The organism is Pseudonocardia sp. DSM 110487, assembly GCF_019468565.1.
Lineage (GTDB): Bacteria > Actinomycetota > Actinomycetes > Mycobacteriales > Pseudonocardiaceae > Pseudonocardia.
Genome location: NZ_CP080521.1, coordinates 417403 through 432099, shown reverse-complemented (window position 1 = coordinate 432099; position 14697 = coordinate 417403). Strand labels below are relative to the sequence as shown.

13 protein-coding genes are annotated in these 14697 nt (G+C 71.0%); 3 read left to right on the top strand and 10 right to left on the bottom strand.

All coding sequences use genetic code 11. From position 1 onward, the window contains the following. Positions 1-14: 14 nt before the first annotated feature. Both K1T35_RS01795 and K1T35_RS01790 read right to left on the bottom strand, forming a co-directional pair. Positions 15-1280, bottom strand: a complete 1266-nt coding sequence (locus K1T35_RS01795) for an aspartate kinase (RefSeq protein ID WP_220262322.1) — start codon at positions 1278-1280, stop codon at positions 15-17. Between the two features lie 162 nt (positions 1281-1442). Further along, positions 1443-2144 (bottom strand): hypothetical protein, encoded by a 702-nt coding sequence (locus K1T35_RS01790; protein ID WP_220258456.1) that lies wholly within the window; start codon positions 2142-2144, stop codon positions 1443-1445. A 58-nt stretch (positions 2145-2202) separates the two neighbouring features. On the opposite strand from K1T35_RS01790, the gene K1T35_RS01785 reads away from it, so the two are divergent. After that, positions 2203-4335 (top strand): helicase-associated domain-containing protein, encoded by a 2133-nt coding sequence (locus tag K1T35_RS01785; protein ID WP_220258455.1) that lies wholly within the window; start codon positions 2203-2205, stop codon positions 4333-4335. Positions 4336-4338: 3 nt separating this feature from the next. Here K1T35_RS01785 and K1T35_RS01780 read toward each other — a convergent pair whose 3' ends face one another. Beyond that, a complete protein-coding gene (locus tag K1T35_RS01780) occupies positions 4339-4641 on the bottom strand; it encodes a hypothetical protein (RefSeq protein WP_255621475.1) in 303 nt (100 codons plus the stop codon). 280 nt (positions 4642-4921) lie between these two features. Between K1T35_RS01780 and leuA the strand changes: the two genes are divergently transcribed. After that, complete coding sequence (gene leuA, locus K1T35_RS01775; protein WP_220258454.1) at positions 4922-6718, top strand: 2-isopropylmalate synthase; 1797 nt, start codon at positions 4922-4924, stop codon at positions 6716-6718. A 55-nt stretch (positions 6719-6773) separates the two neighbouring features. Here leuA and K1T35_RS01770 read toward each other — a convergent pair whose 3' ends face one another. The 5 genes from K1T35_RS01770 to K1T35_RS01750 form a co-directional block, all read right to left on the bottom strand. Continuing rightward, positions 6774-7898 (bottom strand): ABC transporter ATP-binding protein, encoded by a 1125-nt coding sequence (locus K1T35_RS01770; protein ID WP_220258453.1) that lies wholly within the window; start codon positions 7896-7898, stop codon positions 6774-6776. 5 nt (positions 7899-7903) lie between these two features. Further along, positions 7904-8932 carry an ABC transporter ATP-binding protein gene (locus K1T35_RS01765; RefSeq protein WP_220258452.1) on the bottom strand — a complete coding sequence of 343 codons (1029 nt, stop codon included), beginning with the start codon at positions 8930-8932 and terminating at the stop codon, positions 7904-7906. After that, the gene (locus K1T35_RS01760) at positions 8929-9852 is read right to left on the bottom strand and encodes an ABC transporter permease (RefSeq protein ID WP_220258451.1); all 924 of its coding nucleotides are present in this window, start codon (positions 9850-9852) and stop codon (positions 8929-8931) included. Before K1T35_RS01760 ends, K1T35_RS01765 begins: the two co-directional genes overlap by 4 nt. Beyond that, entirely contained in the window at positions 9849-10853 is a 1005-nt protein-coding gene (locus tag K1T35_RS01755; protein WP_220262320.1) for an ABC transporter permease, read from the bottom strand. The genes K1T35_RS01760 and K1T35_RS01755 overlap by 4 nt, the downstream gene beginning before the upstream one ends. Positions 10854-10925: 72 nt before the next feature. Beyond that, a complete protein-coding gene (locus tag K1T35_RS01750; protein ID WP_220258450.1) occupies positions 10926-12605 on the bottom strand; it encodes an ABC transporter substrate-binding protein in 1680 nt (559 codons plus the stop codon). A gap of 537 nt (positions 12606-13142) precedes the next feature. Between K1T35_RS01750 and K1T35_RS01745 the strand changes: the two genes are divergently transcribed. Further along, the gene (locus K1T35_RS01745; protein WP_220258449.1) at positions 13143-13358 is read left to right on the top strand and encodes a hypothetical protein; all 216 of its coding nucleotides are present in this window, start codon (positions 13143-13145) and stop codon (positions 13356-13358) included. 114 nt (positions 13359-13472) lie between these two features. Here the strand turns inward: K1T35_RS01745 and K1T35_RS01740 are convergent, their stop codons facing one another. Both K1T35_RS01740 and K1T35_RS01735 read right to left on the bottom strand, forming a co-directional pair. Continuing rightward, a complete protein-coding gene (locus K1T35_RS01740) occupies positions 13473-13670 on the bottom strand; it encodes a DUF397 domain-containing protein (RefSeq protein WP_220258448.1) in 198 nt (65 codons plus the stop codon). Further along, positions 13667-14653, bottom strand: a complete 987-nt coding sequence (locus tag K1T35_RS01735; RefSeq protein WP_220258447.1) for a helix-turn-helix transcriptional regulator — start codon at positions 14651-14653, stop codon at positions 13667-13669. Before K1T35_RS01735 ends, K1T35_RS01740 begins: the two co-directional genes overlap by 4 nt. Positions 14654-14697: the final 44 nt, after the last annotated feature.

Genomic DNA, 14697 nt, shown 5'->3' with positions numbered 1-14697 from the left:
CCCTGTCATTCCGGTCACCGTCCCGTTCCCGCGTGTACCACTGCCTGCTCGGCACCGCCGAGCTCGAACGCGGCGTGCAGTGCGCTCACCGCGGTGTCGAGCTGATCGGGCCTGCAGAGCACGGAGATCCGGATCTCCGAGGTGTTCATGGTCTCGATGTTGATCCCCGCGCTGGAGAGCGCCTCGCAGAACGTGGCCGTTACGCCAGGGTGCGAGCGCATCCCGGCGCCGACCAGCGACACCTTCCCGACCTCCGCGTCGTGCAGCACCTCGGCGAACCCGACCTCGGGCTGCGCGGCGGTGAGCGCGGCGACGGCACGCGGGCCGTCGGTGCGCGGCAGCGTGAACGTGATGTCGGTGCGCTGCGCCGACGTGCGGCTGATGTTCTGCAGCACCATGTCGATGTTGATCTCGGCATCGGCCACCGTGCGGAAGATCCGGGCCGCCATGCCGGGCGTGTCCGGCACATCGGTGACGGTGATCTTCGCTTCGGACCGGTCGTGAGCGACCCCTGTGATGATCGCCTGCTCCATGGGGATCTCCTCGATCGAGCCGGTGACGAGCGAGCCCGGCTTGTCGTTGTACGAGCTGCGCACCCGCAGCGGGACGTTGTAGCGCCGGGCGTACTCCACGGCGCGCAGGTGCAGGACCTTCGCCCCGCAGGCGGCCATCTCGAGCATCTCCTCGTAGGTGATGGTCTCGAGCAGCCGCGCGTCCGGGACGATGCGCGGATCGGCGCTGTAGATGCCGTCGACGTCGGTGTAGATCTCGCAGACGTCCGCCTCCAGCGCGGCGGCGAGCGCCACCGCCGTGGTGTCCGAACCGCCGCGGCCGAGCGTGGTGACGTCCTTCGAGTCCTGGCTCACTCCCTGGAACCCGGCGACGAGCACGATCGCGCCCTCGTCGAGGGCCTCGCGCAGCCGCTGCGGGTTGACCTGCACGATCCGCGCGTCCCCGTGCTTGGACGTGGTGATCATGCCGGCCTGCGAGCCGGTGAACGAGCGCGCCTGCGCGCCGAGCGAGTGGATCGCCATCGCCACGAGCGCGTTGGAGATGCGCTCACCGGCGGTGAGCAGCATGTCCAGCTCGCGCGGTGGGGGCGCCGGGGAGACCTGGTCGGCGAGGTCGAGCAGGTCGTCGGTGGTGTCACCCATGGCCGAGACCACCACGACGACGTCGTTGCCCTCTTTGTGCGTGCGGACGATCCGTTCGGCGACCTTCTTGATGCGGTCCGCGTCCTGAACGGACGATCCGCCGTACTTCTGCACGACGAGGGCCACCGCCGACCTCCTGTACTGGCCGCGCGGCTTCCCCGACGCGGCCTCCGGGCTCATCACCCCAGGTTGTGCGCCCGCGTGTTGGCGCGCGCTCCGGGTGCTGGTCGGGAGCCCACCCTACCGGCCGGGCCTCGTTGCGCAGATCGGAATGGGGTACGCCACAGCTCACCGGCGCCGCATCGCCCACAAGCGTGACCCGCCGAGCCCGCGCGGCAGGCGGCGCGCCGCCCGGCGCGATGGCTCCCGTTCGTCGAGCCGGGCCACCAGGTCACGGTGCACCCACTCGCGTTCCCAGCCGGGCGGTACGAGCCGCCGGTAGCCGGGCCCGAACCACGCCCACAGCGGCGGGCGCGGCGGCAGCCCCAGCCACTCCCCGAGGGGCGCGAGGAAGGGCTGCGCGTCCGGGTCGGCCCTGTCGACGACGAGGGTGCGGCCGGTCCACAGCAGGTTCCGCTCCACCGAGGCGGAGGCGAAGACGGTGCCGAACGCATCGGCCGCGGCCTCGAACAACGCGCGGACGGAGTGGTTCGCGACGCCGGCGTCCAGCCGGACGTCGAGCTGGTGCGAGGTCATCGGACCGATCCGCACGGGCCGCTGCGGCGTGCCGAGGCTGCCGCCGAGGCACGGCGGCTCGCCCGCCATGAACAGCAGCGTCTCGGCATTCGCGTACGCCCGCACGAACGCGCCGTCGCCGTCGCGGTCGAGGCGCCCGCGCAGCGGCTCGGTGGCGCCGAACCGGCGGGGCAACGCCTGGGGGAGGTGCTCGCGGCACAGCGCGAGCCAGCGCACGGGCAGGTCGGCGGGCTCACGGCGGCTGTCGACGTACCACCGCAACCGCAGGACGTCGACGCGCTCCTCGCGGGCCACGGCCGCACGCTAGTGCTAGTGCTCCAGCCTGTCGGTGCACCGGCCTACCCTGCTGTTCATGAGCCGGTCGGCCGGGCTGGGAGCGTGGCTCGCCACGCTGAGCACAGCGGAGCTGGAGGCCATCCTGCGCGCCCGGCCCGATGTGCTGCGCCACCCGGCGCCCACGGATCTCGCCATGCTGTCCGATCGGCTGGCGGCCCAGGCGTCGGTCAACCGCGCGCTGCTGGAGCTCTCCAAGCCCGCGCTGCAGGTCGCCGAGGCGCTGCTGGCGCTCGGTGGCACCGCGACGCGCGATGAGCTGCACGGCCTGCTCGGCGCCGCGGATGCCCCGCTCGTGGCCGCCGTCGACGCCGCGGTCGCGGAGCTCACCTCGATGGCGCTCGTGTGGCCACTGCACGGGCGGATTCGGCAGGTCGGCGGCTGGGGAGCGATCACGCCGGATCCGCTCGGCCTCGGCCGTCCGGCGCGCAAGCTCTACGGCCGGCTCGCCACGGAGCAGCTCGATCGCATCGGCGTCCAGCACGGCGTGCACGGTCTGGGGCGGGCGGGGATCGACGCCGTCGTGGCCATCCTCACCGACCCCGCCGCGGTCGCGGACCGGCTGTCCAGGGCCGATCCCGCGGTCGCGGAGGCCGTGCGACAGCTCGCATGGCACGGGCCCCGGCGCTCTGGGGTGCGGTTCCCCGAGCCCGGCGAGTCCGTCGAGCCCCACCACGTGGGCCACCAGATCGCGCTGCAGGGCTGGGTGGCGCCCACGGAGTGGGGTATCGCCGAGATGCCGCGAGAGGTCGCGCTCGCCGTACGAGGGCCGGGCTACCACGCGCCCTTCGACCCCCATCCGCCCCACGCGGCCACCGCGTCCGTCGACCCGGGGCAGCTGCGCGCTTCGAGCGAGCATGCCGCACTCGCGGCACTGGATGCGATCCGTGCGCTCGTCACGCTGCTGGGCGACAGCCCGCTCACCACCGTGCAGGGTGGTGGCATCGGCGTCCGCGAGCTGCGGCGGGCGGCCAAGGAGCTGGGTTCCGACATCACGAGCGTCCGGCTCGGGTTGGAGACCGCCGCCGCGGCGGGCCTTGTCGCGCTCGCTCGCGAGGGCGAAGGGCGCATCACGCCGCGCCGTGGGTACCAGCCGCCCGTCGGTGTCGCGCTGCCCACCGAGGCGGTCGACGAGTGGCTCGCCGCCGAACCGGCCGACGCCTACGCCCGGCTCCTGCTCGCGTGGTGGGGACTGCCGATGGTGCCCAGCCTGCGCGTCGACGAGTCCGGCCGGCCCGCTCCCGCCCTCGTGCGCGCCTACGGGCACCCGGAACACCAGCGGATGCGCTCGGGTGCGCTCGCCGCGCTGGCGACGCTGGGCGATTACAGGGGTCTCGTCGACCTCGACACGCTGCGCGAGCTGCTCGCCCACCGCGCGCCGATGGACCGCGAGTTCCCCGACGACGCCGCCCGGCTGCACGCCACCCTCTCCGAGGCCGAGGTGCTCGGCCTGGTCGCGACGGGAGCACTCACCCCGCTCGGACACCACCTGCTCACGGCCGTACGCGCCGACCAGCCCCACAGCGTGCTGCGGCGCGCCATCGCCGACGCGCTGCCCGCACCCACCGGCACCGCGACGTTCCTGCCCGACCTCACCGCACTCGTCACCGGCATCGCGGCCGCCCCACTCATGCGGCTGCTCGACGTGGCCGCCGACGCCGAGCGCCGCGACGTCACGTCGGTCTGGAGGTTCACGGCGGCAAGCGTGCGGCGGGCCCTCGACGCCGGCCACACGGCCGACGGACTGTTGGCCGCGCTCGCCGCGGCCGCCGACCACCCGATCCCGCAGCCCCTCGAATACCTCGTCCGCGACGTCGCCCGCCAGCACGGACAGGTCCAGGTGCGCGCGGTCACCACCTGCGTCCGCGTTGCCGACGCCGCGCTGGGCGCAGAGCTCGCGGCGCAGCGCACGCTGGCCCCGCTACGGCTGCAACCGCTGGCCGACACCGTCCTGGTCAGCGATCGCCCCGTGGCCGAGGTGCTGGAAGCGCTGCGGTCTGCCGGCTACTCGCCGGTGGAGCAGGACACCACCGGTACCACCGTGGTCACCCGCACGCCGGTGCGCCGGGCGCCCACACCGCCCGGAGAGCAATGGCCGGGCACACGGGTCGACGTGGCCGCGCTCGCGGCGCGGCTCACGGGTGCCGCATGAGGGTCAGGGGACGCGTCGCACCAGGCGCACCACGACCGTGGTGATCGCGAACCAGATCAGCGCCGCGGTTCCGTAGTTCAGCACCACGGCCAGGCGCGGGTCCTGGGGCAGGAACAGGTCGCTCAGACCGAGGTTGAACGTGTCGGCGGCGTCGCGGATCAGCTGAGTCAGCCCGTTCTCCGGGTTGGCGCCGAGCAGCGTGAGCACGATGTGCACCACGAGAACGGTGACGATCAGCATGCCGACGATCCGCAGCACGTTGCCGAGGGCGTCGATGCCCCGCCGTGCCGTGCTCCCCACTGCCACTGGAGACCTCCCCGGGCTCGTTGTACGCCATGCTCCCACGGCCCCCGCCGAGGTGCGCTACCCACTGGTATTACCCGATCGGGTGACGCTGGATCGTGGTGCCCGTCGGGCACCCCGCGGAGGGGCGGGTTGCGGAACTCCCCCTCCCCGGGGCTACTCTCGGGGACGTGGCACGCCTGCTCCTTCGCCGCCGCGGCGGGGTCTGACCGACCGGCCCCTCGTCGCGGGTTGTGGCGTGCGCCGGTCTTGAAAGATCGGCCCATCTCCCAGGAGCACCCCGATGACCACGTCCCCCGACGCCTACACGTCGTCGTCCGCCAGCCGCCTGCGCACGCCCGATCGTCCGGTTCCGGATGATCAGCCGGCCTGGAACCCGCAGCGCGGGTCCCATCTGCCGGTGCACCGGTACCGGTCTTTCCACGAGCTGGTGGAGCCGGTATCGCTGCCCGACCGCACCTGGCCGGACACGCGGATCACGAAGGCACCGCTGTGGTGCGCCGTCGACCTGCGCGACGGCAACCAGGCCCTGATCGACCCGATGAGCCCGGCCCGCAAACGCCGCATGTTCGACCTGCTGGTGCGGATGGGCTACAAGGAGATCGAGGTCGGGTTCCCGGCGGCGAGCCAGACCGACTTCGACTTCGTCCGCGAGATCATCGAGCAGGACCTGATCCCGGACGACGTCACGATCCAGGTGCTCACCCAGGCGCGCCCCGAGCTGATCGAGCGCACCTACGAGGCCTGCGAGGGCGCCCCGCGCGCGATCGTCCACCTCTACAACTCGACGTCGATCCTGCAGCGCCGCGTCGTCTTCCGGTCCGACCGCCAGGGCATCTCGAAGATCGCGACCGACGGCGCGGAGGACGTGCTGCGGTTCTCCGAGAAATACCCGCACACCGACTGGCGCTTCGAGTACTCCCCCGAGTCCTACACCGGCACCGAGCTCGAGTACGCCGTGGACGTCTGCAACGCCGTGAGCGCGATCTGGCAGCCAACCCCCGAGTCGCCGATGATCGTCAACCTGCCCGCGACCGTCGAGATGGCCACCCCGAACGTCTACGCCGACTCGATCGAGTGGATGCACCGGCACCTGGCCCGCCGCGACGCCGTGGTGCTGTCGCTGCACCCGCACAACGACCGCGGCACCGGTGTCGCCGCAGCCGAGCTGGGCTTCCAGGCAGGCGCCGACCGCATCGAAGGCTGCCTGTTCGGCAACGGCGAGCGCACAGGCAACGTCGACCTGGTCACGCTCGGGATGAACCTGTTCACCCAGGGCGTCGACCCGCAGATCGACTTCTCCGACATCGACGAGATCCGCCGCACCGTCGAGTACTGCAACCAGCTGCCCGTCGCCGAGCGCCACCCGTGGGGCGGCGACCTGGTCTACACCGCGTTCTCCGGCAGCCACCAGGACGCGATCAACAAGGGCTTCCAGGCCATGCAGGCCGACGCGGCCGAGGCAGGCGTCGAGGTCGACGACTTCCGCTGGGAGGTGCCGTACCTGCCGGTGGACCCCAAGGACATCGGGCGCACCTACGAGGCCGTGATCCGGGTGAACTCGCAGTCCGGCAAGGGCGGCGTCGCCTACATCATGAAGGCCGAACACCAGCTCGACCTGCCGCGGCGGCTGCAGATGGAGTTCTCGCGGGTGATCCAGGAGGTCACCGACACCGAGGGCGGCGAGATCTCCCCGAAGGAGATGCGCGACGTCTTCGAGTCGGAGTACCTCGACCGCGTCACCCCGCTCAAGCTGATCCGCCACCGCATCACGAGCGACGGCGAGGGCAACGACGAGATCGTCGCGACCGTCCGCGTCGAGAACGACCTGCACGAGATCGCCGGCAGCGGCAACGGCCCGATCGCCGCGTTCGTCGACGCGCTGGCGGGCATCGGGTTCGACGTGCGGGTGCTCGACTACCACGAGCACGCCATGTCCGCCGGCGACGACGCCAGGGCCGCCGCCTACGTCGAGTGCGCGGTGGAAGGCACGGTGCTGTGGGGCGTGGGCATCAACGGCTCGATCGTGAGCGCATCGCTCAAGGCGGTCGTCTCGGCGATCAACCGCGCCATGCGCTGACGGCTCCCCTCGTGAGTGGATACGCGTGCCATGGCGCGCGTATCCACTCACGAGGTCAGCGGCCCAGTATCTCCGTCACCGAGCCGGGGTGCTCGGGCACAACGCCGGGCCCGAGCACGTCATCGGCCGCCGCGGGCGGCTCCACCTGGTGCGGTTGCAGCGCGCCGCCGCGGATCTCCTCGGCCCAGTGGCAGGCCACGCGGTGGCCGGCGGGGGCTCCGGGGATCACCCGGAGCTCGGGGCGTTCGGAGTCGCAGCGCGTCGGCTGCCGCCACGGGCAGCGGGTGTGGAACCGGCAGCCGCGTGGCGGGGCCGCCGGGGAAGGGAGGTCGCCGGTGAGCAAGATGCGCTCGCGGCGGTCCTCCAGCTCGGGGTCCGGCACCGGGATCGCCGACAGCAGCGCCTTCGTGTACGGGTGCTGCGGGTCGTCGTAGAGCGCCTGCGACGACGCCTCCTCGACGATCCCGCCGAGGTACATGACCCCGATCCGGTCGCTGACGTGCCGGACAACCGCGAGGTCGTGGGCGATCACGAGGTAGGTCAGCCCGAGCTCGTCCTGCAGCCTGCCGAGCAGGTTCAGCACCTGGGCCTGCACCGACACGTCGAGTGCCGAGACCGGTTCGTCGGCCACGATCATGTCCGGCTCGACGGACAGGGCGCGGGCGATTCCGAGGCGCTGACGCTGCCCGCCGGAGAACTCGTGCGGGTAGCGGCGCAGCGCCGCTGCCGGGAGCCCGACGGAGTCGACGAGCTCCCGCAGCCGAGCGCCGTCCGCCTCCGGCCCATGGGACAGGCCGTGTGCCTTGATGCCCTCGAGCAGCATCGACTCCACCGACTGGCGCGGATCCAGGCTGGACATCGGGTCCTGGAACACCATCTGGAAGCGTCGGCGCATGGTGCGCAGCCGCTCACCGGTGAGCTTCGCGACGTCGACCCCGTCGAACTCGACCGTCCCCTCCGTCGGGTCGACGAGGCGCATGATCGCCCGACCGAGCGTCGACTTGCCACAGCCGGACTCGCCGACGAGCCCGTACGTCTCGCCGCCGCGGATCTGCAGCGAGACCCCGTCCACGGCATAGACGTGCCCGATGGTGCGGTCGAGCACCACGCCTCGCTTGATCGGGAAGTGCACGGCGAGGTCCCGCACGTCCAGCAGGGCGCCGTTCGATCGTTCGGCCATGTCGCTCACTCCGCGCTCGCCGGCACCGGGTTGTGGCAGCGCAGCAACCGCCCGCCGGACGTCTCACCGAGCGGCGTGACCTCGAGGCAGCGCTCCAGCGATCGAGGGCAACGTGGTGCAAACGCGCACGCGTGCTCCCATGGCACGTTGTCGACCACCGATCCCCGGATCGCCGGCAGCTCCTCCCCCTGCGGGCTGTCCAGGCGCGGGATCGACCGGAGCAGGCCGTGCGTGTACGGATGGCGGGGCGTGCTGAAAAGGCGGTGGCGCTGGGCCCGCTCCACGATCCGGCCCGCGTACAGCACGTTCACCGTCTCGCACAACCCGGCGACGACGCCCAGGTCGTGCGTGATCATGACGAGGGCGGCCCCCGTCTCCCGCACCAGCTCGCGCAGCAGCTCGAGGATCTGAGCCTGGATGGTGACGTCGAGCGCGGTGGTCGGCTCGTCCGCGATGAGCAGCCGGGGGCCGCACGCCAGCGCGATCGCGATGAGCGCCCGCTGTCGCATACCGCCGGAGAGCTGATGGGGGTAGGAGTCGAGCCGCCGCCGCGGGTCGGGGATCCCCACCCGGTCCAGCAGCTCGGCGGCGGCCTTGCGCGCCCCCGCCTTGCTCATCCCGCGGTGGCGCCGCAGCACCTCGGTGACCTGCAGCCCCACGGGAATCACAGGGTTCAGCGAGGTGAGCGGGTCCTGGAAGACCATCGACAGGTCGCGGCCGCGACGTTCCCGCATCTGCGGCTCGGACAGCGTCAGCAGATCGGTGCCGTCCATCACGACGCTGCCGCTCACGCGCACCCCGCGTTCCGGGAGCAGCCGCATGATCGCCATCGACGTCACGGACTTGCCGCAGCCCGACTCCCCGACAAGGCCGACAACCTGCCCCGGCGCGACGTCGAAGCTGACCCCGTCGACGGCCACGGTCTCCGGCTCGCCCTTGCGCTGGAAGGTGACGCGGAGGTCGCGGACCGAGAGCAGCGGCTCGGCCGTCGCGGTGCTGCCGCGTGCGTCGTCTGCACGGTGCACGGCCGTCATCGGCGCCCCTTCGGGTCGATGGCCTCGCGCAGCGACTCGCCGAGCAGCGTGAAACCGAGGGCGACCACGATGATCGCGAGCGCCGGATAGAACGCGAGCGCGGGCCGCACGTCGAGGTAGGTCTGAGCCTGGGCGAGCATGAGCCCCCACTCGGCGCGACCGGGGTCGGCGTCACCGAGGCCGAGGAACGACAGCGCCGCCGCGTCCAGGATCGAGGTGGCGAGGGTGAGGGTGGCCTGCACGATCACCGGGCCGATCGCGTTCGGCAGCATGTGGCGCAGCACCACCGCGGGCCGCTTGACTCCCAGCGCGGTGGCTGCCACGACGTGGTCGCTGTGGCGCTGGGCGAGCATCGACCCGCGCAGGAGACGCGCGAAGATCGGCACGCTCACGATCGACACCGCGATGATCACCGTGGTCTGTGACGGGCTCGCCGCGAGCGCCGCCACCGAGATCGCGAGCAGCAGACTCGGGATCGCCAGCAACACGTCCGTGATCCGCATGAGCAGGGTGTCCACCCAGCCGCCGAACGCGCCGGCCACGGTGCCGATCATGATGCCGAACACGAGCCCGATGAGGGTGGCCAGCACGCCGACGAGCAGCGTCTGCTGCGACGCGAGGATCATCCGGGAGAGGAAGTCCCGCCCGAGCTGATCGCTGCCCAGCGGGAATCCGTCCTGCGGTCCGGGGATCATGCCGGGTCGCAGGTCCTCCTGGAGCTGGGGGAACGCCGCGGTGGCATCGTGCGGTGCCAGCAGCGGTGCGAAGGCGGCCACCACGACGAAGATCCCGATGATGATCGCGCCGACGATCGCGGCCGGCTCGCGGCGCAGCCGGCGGAACGCCTCGGCGCTGAGGCTGCGCCCGCCCGCGATGTCGTCGATCCTGCTCCGGCGGCGTTCTAGCCACGTGGTCGTCATGACAACCGCACCCGGGGATCGATGATCGCGTAGGACAGGTCGACGAGCAGGTTCACCAGCACGTAGATCAGCGCGCCGAGCAGCAGCACCGCTTGCAGTCGCGGGTAGTCCCGCAGGGTGATCGCGTCGGCGAGCAGCGTGCCGATGCCGCCCCACACGAACACCCGCTCGGTGAGCACAGCCCCGGCGAGCAGGAGACCGACCTGCAGCCCGATCGTCGTGGAGACCGGCAGCAACGCGTTGCGCAGCACGTGCCGGCCGCGGACGGTGCCCGGCGCGAGGCCCTTCGAGTTCGCCGTGCGGACGAAGTCGGAGCCGAGCACGTCGAGCACGGACGCCCGGGTGATCCGCACGATCACCGCGAGCGGGATGGTCGCCAGTGTCAGCGCCGGCAGCACCAGGTGACTCAGCGCGTCGAGGCTCGCGTCGAACTCACGGGTGAGGAACCCGTCGAGCACCGCGAAACCGGTGACGTTGGTGGCGTCGACCGCCACCGACTGGCGGCCCGACGGCGGGAACCAGCCGAGGTCGACGGCGAACACGTCCTTCAACACGTAGCCGAGGAAGAACACCGGCACGGCCACACCGACGAGCGTGCCGATCACCGTGGCCACGTCGAGCGGCCGGCCGCGGTAGCGCGCCGCGACGTAGCCCAGCGGGATGCCGAGCCCGACCGCGATCACCAGGGCGGCGATCGACAGCTCGATCGTGGCCGGCAGGGCACGACCGAGCTCGTCGATCACCGGTTGCCCGGTGATCGAGGACGTGCCGAAGTCACCGGTGGCGACGCGACCGAGGAACCGGCCGTACTGCACCCAGATCGGTTGGTCGAGGCCCATCATGCGGTTGAGCTCCGCGATCCCCTCAGGGGTGGCTCGGTCGCCGAGGAGTGCGGTGGCCGGCCCACCTGGCAGCGACCGCAGCCACGCAAAGACGAGCATCGATAGCAGCAGGAGCGTCGGGATCACCTGCAGCAGGCGCCGCACCACGAAGCGCAGCATCATCCCCCCTCCATCGAACCAGGACGCCGAGAGTGGCACCGCCCGGCTGGGCGGTGCCACTCGGAGCTCCTCTCAGTCGACGCTGACCGTGAGGAACCGCTCATCGGTGAGGGGCGAGGGGATGAGACCGTTCACGCCCTGCCTCACCACGATCCCGGGGGGCGAGCTGGACAGCGGCACACCCGGCAGCTGCTCCATGATGATCCGGTTGGCGTCCCGGTACGCGGCGGCGTGCGCCTCCTCGCCCACGGTGGCGTCCGCCTTGGCGATGCTGTCGACGATCGCCGCGTCCTTGGGGAGGGTGAGCCCGAACTCGGGGCCCGGCGAGCCGAAGAAGCCCTCGATGAAGTTGCCCGCGTCGTTGTAGTCACCGGTCCAGCCGAGCAGGTGCAGGTCCTGCACGCCGTTGACCTGGACGTCGTCGAGGTAGCCGCCGTTCCACGGCCGCGCCACCGGGTTCACGGTGATTCCGACCTGCCGCAGGTTCTCCGCGAGCGCCGTGAAGATGTTGGTCGGGTTGGGCATGTAGGGCCGGCTGACCTCGGTCGGGTAGTAGAAGTTGAGCGTCAGGTTCGACTGCCCCGCCTCGGCGAGCAGTGCCCGCGCCCGCTCCGGGTCGTAGGGGATCGGCGCGATGTCCGGGTTGTAGCCGCTGACCGTGTCCGGGACGAACTGGGTGGCAACGACCGCGCCCTCGGGCAGCTGGTTGCGCACCATCGACTCGCGGTCGAGCGCATGCGCGATCGCCTGGCGCACCCGGACGTCCTGCAAAGCCGGGTTCTTCTGGTTGATCCCGAGGTAGAGGATGTTGAACACCGGCCGGACGAGGACCTGGAAGCCCGCCTCCTTCAGGGACGGCCAGTCGGCGGACGACGGGTAGTCGAAGCCGTCGATGGTGCCGGCCTGCAGCTCCTGCTTCCGGGCGTTCTCGTCCGGGATCACGCGGAAGATGAGCCGGTCGAGCTTGGCCGGCTCGCCCCAGTACTGGTCGTTGCGCACCAGCGTGATGGTCTGGTTCGTCCGGTCGTAGCTCTCGAAGCGGAACGGCCCGGTGCCCGTCGGGTGCTCCGTGGCGTAGGCGCTGTAGGCGAACGACTCACCACTCTGTGTGACCTCGTCCCCGTTGTACTGCTGGAGCGCAGCCGGGCTCGAGATCGACAGTGAGGTGAGCCCGAACGCCGCGGGGAACGCGCCCTTGGCCCTGTTCAGCTTGACGACCGCGGTGGTCGGGTTCGGTGCCTGGCAGGAGTTGTAGACCGGGTCGGTGGTGTCGTCGGTGAGGTTGTTCGCGTACCCGCCGAACAGCTCGTAGTAGTAGATCGCCTGGCTCTGCGCCGCCGCCGAGGGGAGGTTGAACCAGCGGTTGAAGTTGAAGCAGACCGCCTCGGCATTGAATGGCGTGCCGTCGTGGAAGGTCACGCCCTCCCGGAGGGTGAACGTCCACTCCGTGCCGTCGGCGCTCGGGGTCCACGCGGTGGCGAGCCCCGGGGTCAGCTCGGAGGTGCCGTGCTTGTAGGTGATCAGCGTGTCGTAGATCTGCCGCGACACCCGGAACGTCTCCCCGTCCTGGGCGAAGAGCGGATCGAAGCTCCGCGGGGCACCGGCCGCGCCGAACACCATCGTTCCGCCGGTGGTCCCGGCTCCGCCCTGTTCGGTGCCGGGGTCACGCTGGGACTCGGCGCACGCGGCGAGGGTGATGGCGAGCGCGCCGGCCACGCACGCGGCCGAGATACGTCTGGCAGCTGATCTCATGCGGGCAACACCTCTTCATAGGAGACCCGCTGGAAACTAGTGCGATCGCGATACCGATCGGTAGCTCGTCGAGTCACGGTTCCGCTACGGCCTCTAACGATCAGGTGACGCCGCCGGAGCCGGACTGTCGGTGGCCACCGGCACCCTTCCGGTCATGGGGGCCCGCGGAGCAGGCGATCGGCTGGTTCAGTCGGGTGATTGTCCGCGTACCGCGCGCCTTGCAATTGCAGGAGGACCTTGCGTGCGGCAATCTAAGTATCCGGCCGACCTTCCCCAACGCCGAGAGGGCCTGCCGGGTCATCCCGAGAGGAGGCCCGCCGTGACAAAGACTCCGGTACCCGCCTCCGCCGTCCTGCACTCATCGCGGAACTCCTGCGAACCAGGAGCCCGCACCCGTCCCGGAGACACCGGGACCCACAGCCGTCCGGCAACCCGCCGGCGAGAGCAGCACACGGGAAGGAGCCAACTGATGTCCCCACTGATGCACCCCGGGAAGCACACCGGTGCCAGCACGGCCGACCGGAACGGGTCGTCGCCATGATCACTCTGATCGTCGCAGGCCTCGGTCTTCTCGTACTGGTCGCGATCGTGGTCGGCGTCGTGGAGGCCGCACAGGCACCCACGTGGCGACAGATCGCGGCGGAGCGGCGCGCGCGCTGGGAGGCCGAGCAGCCGCGGCTGCACGGCGTCGACGCGTACTCCGGCTCCCAGTCCTACGACGACAGCTATGACGAGTCGTGGGACGACGACTAGGAAGCGCGATCCCGGGGAGTGATCGCGCGGCCGCCGGGGCCGTCCCAAGGTCGGGCGGCGGCCCCGGCCGATCCGCCCGCGATCGCCGGGCCGGCTCGGTCGCCGAGCCTGCGCTCAGAGAGCGTCGAACGCGCCGAGCTTGATCCCGGACACGAACGCGGCCCACTCCTGCGGGCTGAAGGTCAGCTCGCGGCTGCGGTCCTTGGTGTCGCGCACCGCCACGACACCTCCCTGTCGCACCCCGACCTCGACGCAATCTGCTCCGGAGCAGAAGCTGCTGGTCTTGTACTCGGCCGCCATGTGCTGGGTCATCTGGGTCTTCCTCCGGGGGGAGCGTGCTGGAGCTCGTATCGATGAACGATCTCCCGCGAGGCGTCGGGGCCCAACGCCCGGTCCGCCACATCCGCGAGGACGTCTTTATACATGTCCACATCAGACTCGTTCTCGTAGGTGTCCCCTGACGGGCCCTCGACGAACACGACGTCGCTGCCGGCCTGATCAGGGAACTCCAAGATCTGGAACGGCCCTGCGTGTGCGCGATGCAACCCGACCGTGAACGGAAGCACTCGAATGGTGACGTTGGACAGTTCCGAACGCTCACGCAGGTGGCGCATCTGTGCCGCCATCACGTCGGGCGACCCGACCACACGGCTCAACACGGACTCGTCCAGCACGACCACGAGCTCCAACGGCGGAACCCGCCGGGTGAGGGCCTCCTGGCGGCGCAGGCGAAGTTCGACGAGCTTCTCGACCTGGTCGTCGGTGGTTCGAGAGAGCAGCTCGGCAAGCACCGCACGCGTGTAATCGGGCACCTGCAGCAGGCCGTGGACCCACATGACCTCGAACGAACTCACCCGAACCGCCTCCGTTTCGAGGGCGGTATAGCGCGCCGGTGAGTTCATCACGAACCGCTCAGCCTGCACGCCGTCGGTGTAGCGCTCCCACCAGCCCTGCTCGCGGCTCTCGTGCACCAGCTGCGTGAGCCGCTCGCGCCGCCCATCGTCCGAGACGCTGTAGAGCTCCATCAACGCCACGACGTCAGGCATCCGGGGGATTCCCTTGCCGTTCTCGAGGCGACTGATCTTGGACGCCGAGCAGTCCAGCTCCTGGGCGACCTCGACGAGCTGCAAGCCGGCCCGGCGGCGGAGCTGGCGCAGCTCGACTCCAAGGCGCCGCCGCGGGCCTGCGGGGCCTTGCGCAGTGGGCATCATTCCGCCAGGGGTTGAGATTGCGACACGCAATTGCACGAACGGGCCGAGCATAACGGACCGAACCAGCCCGCCGAGCAGGCACATCGCATCGACAGCCTGATCGTGCTGCCGTAGCCCCAGGAGTAGCC

Bases quoted from the DNA above. Each gene is read 5' to 3' on its own strand.
- K1T35_RS01785 (WP_220258455.1), top strand. From the start codon at position 2,203: ATGAGCCGGTCGGCCGGGCTGGGAGCGTGGCTCGCCACGCTGAGCACA.
- leuA (WP_220258454.1), top strand. From the start codon at position 4,922: ATGACCACGTCCCCCGACGCCTACACGTCGTCGTCCGCCAGCCGCCTG.
- K1T35_RS01770 (WP_220258453.1), bottom strand. From the start codon at position 7,898: ATGGCCGAACGATCGAACGGCGCCCTGCTGGACGTGCGGGACCTCGCC.
- K1T35_RS01765 (WP_220258452.1), bottom strand. From the start codon at position 8,932: ATGACGGCCGTGCACCGTGCAGACGACGCACGCGGCAGCACCGCGACG.
- K1T35_RS01760 (WP_220258451.1), bottom strand. From the start codon at position 9,852: ATGACGACCACGTGGCTAGAACGCCGCCGGAGCAGGATCGACGACATC.
- K1T35_RS01755 (WP_220262320.1), bottom strand. From the start codon at position 10,853: ATGCTGCGCTTCGTGGTGCGGCGCCTGCTGCAGGTGATCCCGACGCTC.
- K1T35_RS01750 (WP_220258450.1), bottom strand. From the start codon at position 12,605: ATGAGATCAGCTGCCAGACGTATCTCGGCCGCGTGCGTGGCCGGCGCG.
- K1T35_RS01745 (WP_220258449.1), top strand. From the start codon at position 13,143: ATGATCACTCTGATCGTCGCAGGCCTCGGTCTTCTCGTACTGGTCGCG.
- K1T35_RS01740 (WP_220258448.1), bottom strand. From the start codon at position 13,670: ATGACCCAGCACATGGCGGCCGAGTACAAGACCAGCAGCTTCTGCTCC.
- K1T35_RS01735 (WP_220258447.1), bottom strand. From the start codon at position 14,653: ATGTGCCTGCTCGGCGGGCTGGTTCGGTCCGTTATGCTCGGCCCGTTC.